Raw genomic sequence first — 13163 nt, 5'->3', positions numbered from 1 at the left:
CTTTAAGGGAACTTGGTGATATTACTGGTAAGCTGCAACAAAGTCATAGCTAAATGATTTGGTACCAGGTGCATTGATTGCGACATCTTTATCGTCCAGTACAATGCTGGCTGCGAATGAGACGCTGGCTTCACCTGCGTTATCAAGCTGAGCACCTGCTGTCATGTCTGTCATGGTAAAGCGAAGTCCATCTTGCGTCTGATCGGGTGCAGAAAATGTGTAGACAACTTGTGCGTGAGGCGTGCCTGATACGGTAAAAGTGGCACGTTTACCGCCAACGTTGGCATCGTTACACAGGGCAGATGCGATTGGGTTTGGTAGCGGCGTTTCTACGGCGTAACAAGAGTCACCGTTTTTCGACGCTTCGTTTACCAAAAGCTCAGGAAAGCTCATAGCGGATGTTTGTGCAATTTGCAGAGGTGCGCGCTCAACCACCAGGTTAACATCAACCTGATAAGTCGCTGCGGCTGAACCAAAACTCATAACTAACAGTGCAAGTGTGCTGGAGGCTTTTTTAAACATTGTTTATTTCCTTAATTATTATTGATATAGCGCAGTAACTGTGTAGCTGAAAGCGTATTCTCCGCTGCCTGTTTCATGAGCGTTACTGAGCGTTATAATACCTCCTGCACTAAATGTGCCAACTCCACTTTTTTTTATTCTAACGCGCTTACTAAAGCCTCCTGATTTATTCTGTACGGTAAAGGTAAGACCTTGTTTGGTTTCATTGCCAAAAACGTGTATGTCCACGTAGCTTCTGGGCTCACCGCTAATTTCAAACTCTGCTTTGTAGCCTCTTAACCCCGGACAAAGTGACTTTTTTACGGCTTTTTTATTTTTTTTGCCATTGGCCTTACAAAAAGCCCCATCCCAGGTTGCGGGTGTCTGTTTTAGCTGGGGAAACGTCATGGGCGCCAATAAATTGATACTGACCCCATTAAATTGACCGGCCTGGCGTTGCTGCTGCTTCAGATATGTCAATGTATCGACACTTTGCGCAGACGCGACTAACCACACTCCAGTCAATAAGCCGACAGCCATTACTTCAGCAGGTCCTCTGTGATGGTGACGTCGAGTGATTTTAGCGGTTCTTTAGATTCCACATCTTCCAGCTGAATTGTCAATTTTTTGCTGGCAACCTCTTTATATTCAATCGGTAGTGTCATATCTCGTTGACTGAGCTCTGGGTATAAGCTGAATTGATTCACCCGAAAAAGCTCTTCTTCAGCCTCTTTGACGACCAGGTTTGCACTGGTATGCCCCGGACCTTGTTTGTTCAGTCTGACTATCAGGTTGCTGGCATCTTTACTGAATGTAATGTCGCCAATCGACAGCTCAGTGACTGAGGAAGTGTTTTTGATGAAAACGGGAATGACAACCTTGTAATTGGCTTTAACCTGAATAGCGCCACTTTGCTCCGTCGGGTCATCACCACTAAGTGCTTCAACCATGAGGTGTGCACGAAACTCTCCTTCCGGGATTTTGCCTTTTTTCATTAGTCGAACTTTCTGAAATTGTTTGGGCAAAACATCTTTGGCAACACGCGGCCCGACTCGCAAGTAAGGCTTGGCAGAAAACTCATATTGCTGTGCAAACTTCAATATGCCTTCTTTATCCATTTGCATGTCGATAAGCGATATCCGGTAGCTTTGCAGGCTATCAGAGGTGTTATAAATGCGCAGTTCGCCACGGCGCATGTCCTGATCCAGAACTACCCTATGTCTGTCGAGTTTAAAGGTTGAGGCCCATGCCTGGGAAACGAATACCGTTACTAGCAGTACCAGTGTGAAAAATCTTTTGGTCATACATCGTGCTCTGTGAGTTATTAGTGTAATGAGCTTGGCTAAGTGTTCGGTATCATATCCTAATTAGATTTGGCTGCAACCTTTGCACAGTGCGCCCGACAAACAACAAACAAAGGCGCATTCCCTGTGTTCGTTTTACTCTTCAACAGAGTGGTTATTGTTGACGGCACTATTCTGTGTGGACTGGGTCGTATCAACGGACGAGATAGTCGCTTGGCGCATATTGCCAAAGTAAGTGAGGTTACCCAGGTAATCAGGTACTTCGCGTTCACTGTTAAATTCGCGAATGCGCTCAATCTGTTGATCATGAAATGCTTGTAAAATTGGAGTGATTGCCTGATTGGCCCAGTTTTCTAACGCATCTGAGCGGATAAACTGATCTTCAAATTGCGCTGCATCATCCAGTAGCTGACTCCACAGTTGTCGTTGAATTTGTGGCGGCGTATCTGCCACATGTTCCAGTGCATCATTGATCCACCCCAGTCCATATTCATCATAAGCGGTCAAAATATCAGAATAGAGACGTCCACGATCAGAGTCACTTGGCGGCAGGTCTTGTTGCACCACCATGTCGTTGTTTTCGCTCTGGTAGTACTGACGGTGGGCAGACAGGTCGACTTGCTGACTCAGGTAAGCAAAGATATTCGGCTCGCTGTCTTTGTCAGCTTCATCCAGCATCTCGAGCATGCTGTGCTTCTCAAAAGGTTTAATGACTGTGGCCATATCCAGTACGCCCCGACTTTGCTCAAAGGTACTTTGTTGCAGGTGGGTATTCAGCGTACTGAGATCTTCGCCTTTGAACTTACCGCTGATTAGTAAATCACTGAAGGTGTGCAGCAGCTCAACCTCTTCCACGGGTTGACTGAATTTGTGTTTCCAGAACTTATCGCGGTCATATGAGGCCATCAGCAAATGCTCCTGACCATGCTCATCAAGACTCACTGGTGAATTAGGGGCCTGATAGCTTGCACCTTGTTCGCGCAGACTGGCAAGGGTTGCAATGGTATCTCCCAGCACGTCATCAGACAAAGCCGCGAGTGCGTCGACGAGTTGGTCTGGCACTTGGTTTCGTCTTTGTTCAGAAAAAATAGGGGTACTGCCAGCGTCTATTAATATATCTGCAAGTTGAGACAGCGCTTCATCATCTAGCCGTTCAGCGATGGACAGCAGAGATTTACTGGGTTTAATGTGCTCGAGTTTATTCCTTTGCTCGGGTGGCAGACGGTCAAGTTGGACGAGAAACGCATTGATGTCTTCTGTGTCGCTCAGGTCGCCATAAGCATACTCTTTACTCAGCTGACCATGTTTCGTGTCTGCACTATGCTGGCTGACAATATGAAAACGCTTAAAGCCAACATAGTCAGACCGCTCAGCACTGGGTCTTGGATAAGTGAAAGGCGAGGCTGGACGGTTCGGGGTTTCCGGGAGCAATGTTTTTAAGTGCTCGTCTGTGATAGGTGTTCCTGAGTCGGCAATCTCTGCGTGAACTGTAGCCTGTACTTCCTGAGCACTGCGGGTTTGCCGGTCAAAGAGGTGGTCTGTCCGATTGGAGTAAGTGTGAAAGTGTAGCGTCATAAATAACCTTATCCTTGTTACTTAAAGTTGGACATACTATCGGCAAACAAGCTCATAACTTTAGGAAGGTTGAGGGCCGTTAGGGGTTATCCGGGAGTCTTTAGGTGTGCTGTTCGTTCACTCGCTTGGTTGCGTGAACTACGTCAGAACAGTAAAGCCAACTCCGAGGGACAAAGAGGCACCTTTGTTATCATCCCTGGGTTTGTTGGCTTGCCAGGCCTGTTCAGGAAGGAAATGAAAATCCGGCGGGGTAGCGATGAAAGCCATCAAAGTCGCCTTTGCCCAGAGGAATGCCTGCGGCGCGCAGTATTGCGTATGCCATTGAGAAGTGAAATAAAAAGTTGGGCCAGGCATAAAGCTGAAAGTACTTCTCAGGCTCCAGAGTATGGTTGGTAAACCCCGCCACAAAAGTAATACTTGTGGGCATTTCATCCAATGAGACGTCTTGTAATTGCGTTAGATAGTCCAGAGTGTCGTCTATTTCTTCTTGTAAATCTGCGACGCTCACAACGGGTCGCTTGAAGTTCGCGACTTCTCTATTAAATAAAGGACAGCAGCATCGTAACGAGAGTGCGGCGGCGGTTGAAACTTGTTGGTGAAATGGAAACATGTCAGAGCTTAGACGACGCATTAGTAGCTCATCTTTAATGTCGTCGCGTGCCAGTATTGCTTGCAATTGGTTCAGATAATGTACGAATGGCTCAATAATATCGGTCATGTTTCCCTCGTTTAGACAAGTCAAATAAGCGAAAAACTATGTGCGCGACAAGCTGATAAGCAGCACTTTGTTTTGTTAACAAATCTAAGCGCCTAAAAATACGCTTAATTATTACTTTCAAATACCTACAACAAATGTAGTAGATAAAATCAGAGACAGTTTTAGTTTAACGGAACGTTTAAAAAACGTGACTTTAAATGTTTTTTTGTGTACCTTCTTGAGTTCGCTGGCGGATAGCTTATGTGCTTAATTTTAGACACAAGCTTCTCAAGCTGCCAGCGCGTTGTCCTGAGGGCAGGCATGTCTTGTGTGCCTGTCGCTGTAGGAGTGAACGAGCTCCAGAATTACAAGAATAAAGACAATCCATAAGGAAATTTTAATGCTTAAAATGTCAAAACTGGCGAAGGCTTATTACACGGATACGGTAAAAACTCAAGCACTGCAACCATTTGACCTGGAAGTTCAGCAGGGCGAGTTTGTTGCTGTTATTGGTCCTTCAGGGTCAGGTAAAACAACCTTCCTGAACATTGCTGGATTGCTGGAAGAATATTGCGAAGGGCAGTATTTGCTCGATGGTAACGATGTCACAGGTCTGTCCGATAAGCAAAAGTCGCGCTTACGAAATGAGAAAATCGGTTTTATCTTTCAGGGGTTTAATCTGATCCCTGAACTGAATTTATTCGACAATGTTGAAATGCCACTGCGCTATCGCAGCTTTAGCGCCAGTGAGCGCAAGCAACGTGTTATGGATGCCTTGCAGCAGGTCGGTCTGGCAAGTCGAAAAGATCATTACCCACAACAACTCTCTGGTGGCCAACAGCAGCGTGTTGCAATCGCACGTGCGTTGGCGGGCAGCCCGGCATTTTTGCTGGCAGATGAACCCACTGGTAACCTGGATTCAAAAATGGCTGATGGCATCATGTCTCTGCTTAAGGACATCAACGCCAAAGGCACGAGTATTTTGATGGTGACACACGACACGGAGCAGGCCAGTCAGGCACAGAGGATCATAGAGATTAAAGACGGTGTACTGAGTGAGCGTCTTGCCCCAGAGCAGGCGATTGCTTAGGAACACATATGTTAAGTTATTATTTTAAGCTGGCATGGCTCAGCTTACGCAAAACGCCATTGCTGAGTGTGCTTATGGTGAGCACTATTGCTTTGGGTATTGCTGCAGCTATGGTGACATATACTGTGAGTTATATGATGACCAAAGATCCGCTGCCAGAGAAAAGTGATAGGGTGTTTACCGTGCAGTTAAGCTCCTGGGGTCCTGATCAGCCATATTTGATGGTCGATGGCCAGGAAGAGATACCCGCAATGGTTTCTTACCGGGATGCCCGGAGTCTCAAAGCAGCCGCCAAGGCGAAACAGGAAACAGCTATCGGATTGTTTAAAATAATGAGCCGGGCTGAGGAGCAAAACCGCCGGGATGCGCAGATGCGCATGATACGTACCACTCACAACGATTTCTTTTCAATGTTTCAGGTGCCATTTTTATACGGTAATGCCTGGTCTGAACAGGATGACAGCTCGGGTAATCCGGTGGTTGTGATCACCAAAGCTCTGAACGATGAGTTGTTTGGAGGAGCCAATTCGGTGGGCCGCCATATTGTGATGGGCGAGTCGCTGATGCAAATTGTGGGCGTTATGGACGACTGGTTTCCCATCCCGAGGTTCTATTATTTATCTTCACAGGCATATCAGGACCCAGAGGCGCTGTTTGTGCCGCTTGAATACCAGATTAATCAACAGATTTTTTCTCATAACGACGTAACCTGGTCCTGTTGGCAGGACGTTGAAGATGTCGATTTTAGTGTCTTTATTGCGTCTGATTGTATTTGGCTGTTTTATTGGGCTGAGCTGGAGTCTGCCGAAGACAGAGCTGATTACATGGATTTTATCAATGCTTATGTTGATGAGCAGAAATCGACAGGTCGTTTTGCCAGGGAGAATCTTAGCCGGTTATTCACCATTGATGACTATCTGCGCTGGGCTGAGGTCCTCAGTAACGAAAACGACATGGCCGTGTGGCTGGCATTTGCCTTTTTATTGGCCTGTTTGCTCAACTGTATGAGCCTGATGATGACAAAGTTTTACGGTAAGGGCAGTGAAATCGGACTGCGACGAGCAGTAGGAGCCAGTCGTAACGACATCTGTTGGCAATTTCTCTGTGAGGCATTTCTGATTGGTATCTTAGGAGGGGTATTGGGGTTGATATTTGCGCAGCTTGGATTGCAGCTAATCCAGCAAATATTCACTTATCTCAATGTCACCGTTATGCAAATGGACCTGAATATCATGCTGATGACTTTGATTCTGTCTGTCGTGACCAGCGTGTTATTTGGCTTGTGGCCAATTTATCGTGCAGCGCAGATCCAGCCATCCAGTCAGCTTAAGAGTTTGTAGGAGGAAGTCATGAAGGATTTTACCGTCATTCTTAAATCTCTTTGGCACAGTAAAACGTCTCCTTTGCTGTTGGTGTTACAGATAGCCGTGACATTTACCATTTTTGTCAATGCCGTTTATATGGTGATGCAAAAGCACGAAAAAGTGACAGCACCCAGTGGTGTCAATGAACAGCAGGTGTTTTCCTTATTTATTAACTTACAGGAAACCGGTGAGGCTCGTGTTGCTGAGTTTGAGCAAGCAGTACGCGATATTAAGAGCCTGGACAGTGTTGATAATGCTATCCCTGTGACCTCTGTGCCCCTGAGTGGGTTTGGTCGCTCCGTCGATATTGGCTATGGACCGGCTGATGAAGATAAGCTCACCTCAAGCGGATATTACGGCAGTAACTATGACAGCCTCGATACCCTGGGTTTGCAACTAGTTGCAGGTCAATGGTTTGAAAGAAGTGACGTCTCGCACTCTTTTTTTGGTGCACGATCAGGCGGAAAGGTTCTAATCTCCAAAGCACTCGCACAAACATTACACCCGGATAACTGGCGCGAAGTGCTGGGCAAGACGCTGTATGTGCATAATGAACCACAGCAGGTGATCGGTGTTGTGGACGACCTCAAGGCGGTCTGGAGCTTTTGGCGACTCTTTGATCATGCTGTACTGTCCCCCACATTTGAAGTTCGGGACAAAGTGGGCATTATGGTAAAAGCACAGGCAGGCACGCTTGATCAGGCAATACTGGATGTTAAAGATCTGCTGCTCATGACGCCTGGCAGGCAAATTGATAAGCTGAAGCCGTTCACTCAGACCCGAGAGGAAAGCTACCGAACAGACGTTGCTGAATTGCAAACGTTGCAGCTTGTTCTGGTGGGGTTATTGATCCTGACTATGCTGGCCATTTTCGGTCAGGCCCGGTTTGCTATTCTGAAGCGCCGTAAACAAATTGGCACCCGTCGCGCGCTGGGGGCGAATCAGTTTCAGGTGTTGCGTTACTATATGTTAGAGAATTTTATAGTGACTTTGATTGGTGTGGTCCTTGGTATGATCTGTGCTGTGTTGGTCAATACGCAGCTGGTGAGCTATTTCGGTCTCATGCCGGTACCAGCTGATTATTTGACGGCGGGCGCAGTGATAATTCTGCTTGCTGGTCAATGTGCTGTGTTTCAGCCTGCATGGCAGGCTGCGCGTGTTTCGCCAGCGCTGGCGACACGCAGTGTTTAAAGTTCAGGTCACATGATGTGACCTGAATTGAAAGGAAATACAATTAAAATAATAAAGGAATAAGTATGCTGCCCAATTCAACTCGGTCAAACTTGTTTGTACCTATTTCAGCCATTTTTCAATCTGTCCCTTGGGGGTGGGTATGTTAATCGGTTACTACTTTAAACTTGCCTGGCTTAGTCTCAAAAAGACGCCTTTGTTAAGCATTCTGATGATTGGCACGATAGCGATGGGGATTGCAGCCACCATGATCACCTCGACCGTCAGCATCATGATGGCACAAGATCCCTTACCCGAAAAAAGTGATCGGGTTTTCTCCGTACGTCTTAGTAGCTGGAGCCCGGATAAAGCGTATCAATTGGCAAAAGGAGAGGAAGTGATCCCACCTATGCTGACCTATATGGATACCATGAATTTGTTAGGGGACAGCAAAGGCCTGCGACAAAGTGCGGCGGTGATGTACAAAAGTATGGTGCGCAGCGAAAGTCAGACTGACAAAGAGGCCAAAATGTTGCGCTTCAACTCCGTCAACAATGACTTTTTTGCCATGTTTAACGTGCCGTTTTTATATGGTGCCCCCTGGTCAGATCAGGAAGACCGAGATGGGGCTGCATTGGTGATCCTGGACAAGCAAACAAACGACCGGTTGTTCTCAGGTGCTAATTCAGTCGGGCAGCACCTGTATATCGGAAATCATCTGGCAAGAATAGTTGGAGTCATTGACAGCTGGTCTCCGCTTCCGCAGGTATTTCATGGGCCACATCATGCGCATAATTTGCCTTTCCCTTTGTTCACCCCCTTTCAGTTTCAGGTCAACAATAACCTGTTGTCGAAAGGTGAAATGGGCTGGCAATGCTGGGCGCCATTGGGTGATGGCACACTGGAAACTTTCCTGGCATCTGAGTGCGTATGGATCCGCTACTGGGTTGAACTGGAAGCGGCTACGCAACGCGGCGACTACATGGATTATATTAATGCCTATGTGGAAGAGCAAAAAAGTGGTGGGCGATTTGCGCGGGAGAATCTGAGTAAGATTTTCAATATTACTGAGTCGCTCATTGAAGATCAGGTGGTGGAGGACGACGACTTTATTGCTGTCTGGCTAGCCGCTGCATTTCTTGTGGCTTGTCTGCTTAATTGTATGGGACTGATGTTGATAAAGTTTTACGGCAAAGGCGCAGAGGTGGGTTTACGCAGAGCTGTGGGGGCCAGTAAGCAACACATCGCACTGCAGTTCGGTTGTGAAACTGTGTTGATTGGCATTTTAGGGGGATTCCTGGGGCTGGCCTTGGCACAACTGGGTCTGCGCATAACTGCAGATATATTTGCACATTTGCCCGCGGGTCTAATGCAGATGAGTTTGCCACTGGTGGTGATGACCGTTGTTCTGGCGGTGCTGAGTAGCACTTTGTTTGGCTTGTGGCCAATCTATCGGGCGGCGCAAACGCAGCCTTCAGCTCAGTTAAAGAGTTTATAGGAGCCAGACAATGAATGACTTAAAACCGATACTGACCACATTGTGGCGTGCTAAATCCGCGCCGCTCTTATTGATATTGCAAATTGCCGTAACTTTTACGATTTTGGTGAATGCGGTATATCTGATCATCCAAAAGGAAGCACTGCTGATTGAGCCAAGTGGACTGGATGAAGATGTGATTTTCACATTCCAGACCAACGTACAAAGCAGTGAACCGGAAGAAATGATCGCGCTGGTTAAACAGGATTTACGGGATATTCGTAGCTTATCCAGTGTTGAAAATGTGACTGTCATGAATGCATTTCCTTTGAGCGACTGGGGTAGCTATGCACTGACCGGGTTAGGCCCAACTGATGAAGACATGAATATCTACACGGGTTACTACACCGGAGATGAGCATGCCATCGACACGATGGGGCTGGAGTTAATTGCAGGTGAGGCACCGACAGAAGGTGAGGTACAAGACTCAATAGATTTTAGTGCAAATGTCACACAAGCGATTGTGTCTAAAGGGTTTGCTGAGCGCTTTTACCCGGATGACTGGCGTGCGATATTGGGCACTACTGTCTATTTGAATTATGAGCCTTATATTGTGAAGGGCGTGGTCAAAGAGTTGAAATCTGTCTGGCCTGGCTGGTACTCTCATGCCAATACGGTATTGGTTCCGTTACGACACATCAGCAACAATTATAAGGTCCTGGTGCGCGCCCGGGCAGGGGATCTTGAGCAGGCAAAACTACAAGTCGTAGAGCAGCTAATGAAGACACCGGGTCGCCATTTGGATAAACTGATGGACTATCAGCAGATGCGTGAAGATAAGTTCAAATCCGAGACTGCGGCAATCAAGACTCTGTACTGGGTCATTGTGGGGCTGGTGCTCCTGACATTGTTGGGCATTTTTGGTCAGGCGCGTTTTACCATTGTAAAGCGTCGCAAACAAATAGGTACGCGTAGGGCACTGGGCGCCAGTCGGGGAGACATTTTACGTTACTGTATGGCAGAGAATGCGATTGTGACCTTTATCGGCATTGTGCTAGGTGTGATCTGCGCGCTGCTTGCGAATGTTCAGCTGGTTAATCACTTTGATATGGCGCCAGTACCCGTTATTTATTTACTTCAGGTCGCAGGGGTTATTCTGATTGTTGGTCAACTGGCAGTGTGTCAGCCTGCCTGGATAGCGGCCAGAGTGTCTCCGGCGCTGGCAACTCGCAGTGTCTAACAGACTCAGGCAACACACTTAATGTAGTAGCCTCACAGCCAGGTTAAACTTTCCCCAAAAGGGGGCTTATGCACTCTTTTGGGGTTTTATTAATGTCATTTTATAGTCATTTTGTAATTTTGTTCTAACATTATATGAAACTAATGTTATCAGGAACGGGATTATGCATCAGCCAGACTTACTTCCAGTCGCAGATATCTTCTCTGAATCAATAAATAACAGTGGCTGTTACGGTGTTGTTAAGTACATAAAGGGAAGTCAAAGTGTTTATGTTAAACAGGTGTTTATTAATCGGCTTGGTAGCGGGGTAAAACCGGAGCTCAGCGCCGACGACATCGAATTCTTCCGCTATCTGGATTCCATTTTGCGTTATTGCTACGTACTGGTGTACGTTAAAAACGCCACAACGGGTGATTATGACAGTGCCATCTTCCTTGATGATTATGAAGCCATCCAGGGAATAAGCAAAGAAGAAGCACAACAACGCCTGGTTGATTTACACACTGTGGTGGGCTATCTAAAAACCGCAATGCAATAATGTGGTACCTACCTTAGGGATGTATGACGATGTTTTGTTGGTCACAGTGCTCAGCAAAGCAAGCCGTGATCACCACATTGCCCTGATAATCAGACAAAGGCAGCGTGGTTGAGGCATGTGGTTCATGATTGATATACCAGCGAACTGCATTACTTTGCGGATCACCTCCCCCCGATACCGTTAACTCTATTTTTGATACTTGCTGACGATAATAATGCTGACCAGTGCGTGGCTGGACGATACGTATCTGGTCGTTGCCAGCCTGTTGAGTGGGGGTATTATTCCGTGCTAGCCAGCTGGCAAGGTCGTCAGGCCAGCCGGGTTCTGTAACAAAATGTCCCTGGCTGTGCATTGTGGGTGGTGTCATGCCATTGAGGGTGTAGGCTGATAATTGTGTATGACAAGCCTTGTCAGGGGTATTTTGATGTGCCAGACCACCTGGCCAGCAGATCTGTACTGGCTTGACCTGATCAGGTAAAGCCAGGCGATGTACATCTGCTGGAAGTAAGTCGAATACGTCAAACATCAAAGGCGCAGCGCGTGTTGCTCCCAAATATCCGACTATCGGGCTGGCATCAGGGCGACCGACCCAGACTGCCACCGTGTAGTCTGCGCTGACGCCAACTGCCCAGAAATCCCGGTAACCATAGCTGGTGCCGGTTTTCCAGGCGATTTTGCGACGATTGCTGGGGACGACCCGATCCGGTGCCGACAACTGACTAAGCATCTCAAATGTGATCCAGCTGGCAGCAGGAGAAAGCAAAGAATAATCCGCGCGCGGATAACGGGGGTTATGTGCGACAAGAGATAACTCACGTACTTTGCCCTGACTTGCCAGTGCGCGATATAAGCGCGCCAGTTCGAACAATTCAATCCCGGTGCCACCCAGTCCGACAGCGAGGTTAGCATGCTGATGATGCAGCTTAACCCGGGCATTGCTCAGCTGCCGTTCAAAGCGCTCGGCCCCGATCCTATGTAGCAACTGAATCGCCGGCACATTGAGAGAGTGCTGCAAAGCTTTGCTGGCGCTCACTGGCCCATTAAATTGTCCGGTCAGGTTTTGCGGCTTATAGCCATCAAAGTTGCTGGGGATATCGCTCATCAGGCTTTGACTGTGGATCAGGCCCAGATCCAGTCCCAGCCCATAAATAAAGGGTTTTAATGTTGAACCGGGGGAACGCACCGCGCGGATCATGTCGACATGAGCGAACCGACTGTCATCGTGAAAATCAACAGAACCTTGGTATGCCAATACTTCAGCGCGCTGATTATGCACTATCAGAACGGCAGCTGAACTTTTGCCGGTTAATCTGTGTTTTGTATTCGCCAGTAGCTTGCTGAGGCGCTGTTGTAGCGTATGATCTAAAGTGGTACGGATCACATGTTGACGTGGGTATTGGCGTTTGAGCTCACGGCTTAACAACGGCGCCAACGGGGGGTGGGTGTCAGAGGATAAGAGAACTGGCTCCTGACTCAATAGCGTGAGCTGCTCGGTATCCACAAGTTGGCTGTCGGCCAGTCGTCGAAGTACTTTGTTACGCATAGCTCTGGCACGATCAGGGTAACGATCCGGGCGGTTGTAAGACGGTTTTTGGGGTAATACGACTAATAAGGCTGATTGGTTAATCGATAAGTACCTGGCAGGTTTATTAAAGTAACGTCGCGATGCGGCTTCTACGCCCTCGATATTCCCGCCAAATGGTGCCAGGTTGAGATACAAAGTCAGGATCTCTGTTTTGCTATAGTGCCATTCCAGCTGTATGGCTCTGGCAATTTGCTTTAGTTTCCCAGAAATCGAGCGTTCATGTGGGTCAAGTAGCCGGGCTACCTGCATGGTCAGGGTTGAACCACCAGAAATAATCCGACCATGGGCCAGCCATTGCCACAAAGCTCTGCACAGTGCCAGTGGGTTGAAGCCAGGATGATAGTAAAACCAGCGATCTTCGTAATCTAGCAGGGCAGTTATATAAAATGGATCAACTTGCTCCAGAGAAATCTGATAGCGATGCACGCCTTGGTTGTCGCTAAAGGCGCGTAACTGTTGTCCATCGCGCGCCGTAACCACTGTGGCAGGACCATCCGGGTAGGGCTGGGGTAATGGGTATCGCCAGTCTAGCCAGCTCAGTAGCAGCAGACCCAACCCCCCAATTGCCAGAATAATTAGGCTGAGATTCCTGCACAGTCGTATTTGCCTAGCGGATATCACA

At 47.6% G+C, this 13163-nt stretch carries 12 protein-coding genes; 6 read left to right on the top strand and 6 right to left on the bottom strand.

Features of this window, described 5'->3' with window-relative positions; translation table 11 throughout:
- Positions 1–21: 21 nt before the first annotated feature.
- The 5 genes from CWC22_RS15245 to CWC22_RS15225 form a co-directional block, all read right to left on the bottom strand.
- A complete protein-coding gene (locus tag CWC22_RS15245) occupies positions 22–522 on the bottom strand; it encodes a DUF4402 domain-containing protein (RefSeq protein ID WP_138538617.1) in 501 nt (166 codons plus the stop codon).
- Between the two features lie 18 nt (positions 523–540).
- Entirely contained in the window at positions 541–1041 is a 501-nt protein-coding gene (locus CWC22_RS15240; RefSeq protein ID WP_125562784.1) for a hypothetical protein, read from the bottom strand.
- Positions 1041–1805: a hypothetical protein gene (locus tag CWC22_RS15235; RefSeq protein WP_125562782.1), complete on the bottom strand. Its 765-nt coding sequence runs from the start codon at positions 1803–1805 to the stop codon at positions 1041–1043. Before CWC22_RS15235 ends, CWC22_RS15240 begins: the two co-directional genes overlap by 1 nt.
- Positions 1806–1940: 135 nt before the next feature.
- Entirely contained in the window at positions 1941–3380 is a 1440-nt protein-coding gene (locus CWC22_RS15230) for a hypothetical protein (protein ID WP_138538618.1), read from the bottom strand.
- Between the two features lie 223 nt (positions 3381–3603).
- Complete coding sequence (locus CWC22_RS15225; RefSeq protein WP_138538619.1) at positions 3604–4098, bottom strand: DUF1993 family protein; 495 nt, start codon at positions 4096–4098, stop codon at positions 3604–3606.
- A 379-nt stretch (positions 4099–4477) separates the two neighbouring features.
- On the opposite strand from CWC22_RS15225, the gene CWC22_RS15220 reads away from it, so the two are divergent.
- From CWC22_RS15220 to CWC22_RS15195, 6 genes are all read left to right on the top strand, one after another.
- A complete protein-coding gene (locus tag CWC22_RS15220; protein WP_010386899.1) occupies positions 4478–5167 on the top strand; it encodes an ABC transporter ATP-binding protein in 690 nt (229 codons plus the stop codon).
- Positions 5168–5175: 8 nt separating this feature from the next.
- On the top strand, positions 5176–6507 hold the full coding sequence (locus tag CWC22_RS15215; RefSeq protein ID WP_125562776.1) for an ABC transporter permease: 1332 nt from the start codon (positions 5176–5178) through the stop codon (positions 6505–6507).
- A gap of 9 nt (positions 6508–6516) precedes the next feature.
- Positions 6517–7722, top strand: a complete 1206-nt coding sequence (locus CWC22_RS15210) for an ABC transporter permease (protein WP_138538620.1) — start codon at positions 6517–6519, stop codon at positions 7720–7722.
- A 142-nt stretch (positions 7723–7864) separates the two neighbouring features.
- Positions 7865–9199 carry an ABC transporter permease gene (locus tag CWC22_RS15205; protein WP_125562772.1) on the top strand — a complete coding sequence of 445 codons (1335 nt, stop codon included), beginning with the start codon at positions 7865–7867 and terminating at the stop codon, positions 9197–9199.
- Between the two features lie 10 nt (positions 9200–9209).
- Positions 9210–10418, top strand: coding sequence for an ABC transporter permease (locus CWC22_RS15200; RefSeq protein ID WP_138538621.1), 1209 nt, complete (start codon positions 9210–9212; stop codon positions 10416–10418).
- A 163-nt stretch (positions 10419–10581) separates the two neighbouring features.
- The gene (locus CWC22_RS15195; RefSeq protein WP_010386894.1) at positions 10582–10956 is read left to right on the top strand and encodes a hypothetical protein; all 375 of its coding nucleotides are present in this window, start codon (positions 10582–10584) and stop codon (positions 10954–10956) included.
- A 13-nt stretch (positions 10957–10969) separates the two neighbouring features.
- Here the strand turns inward: CWC22_RS15195 and pbpC are convergent, their stop codons facing one another.
- Positions 10970–13162 carry a penicillin-binding protein 1C gene (pbpC, locus tag CWC22_RS15190; RefSeq protein ID WP_230090578.1) on the bottom strand — a complete coding sequence of 731 codons (2193 nt, stop codon included), beginning with the start codon at positions 13160–13162 and terminating at the stop codon, positions 10970–10972.
- Position 13163 lies beyond the last annotated feature (1 nt).

It is taken from the genome of Pseudoalteromonas rubra (assembly GCF_005886805.2).
Classification (GTDB): domain Bacteria; phylum Pseudomonadota; class Gammaproteobacteria; order Enterobacterales; family Alteromonadaceae; genus Pseudoalteromonas; species Pseudoalteromonas rubra_D.
The sequence above is the reverse complement of the archived record's forward strand: the minus strand, read 5'-3'. Positions and strand labels throughout refer to the sequence as shown.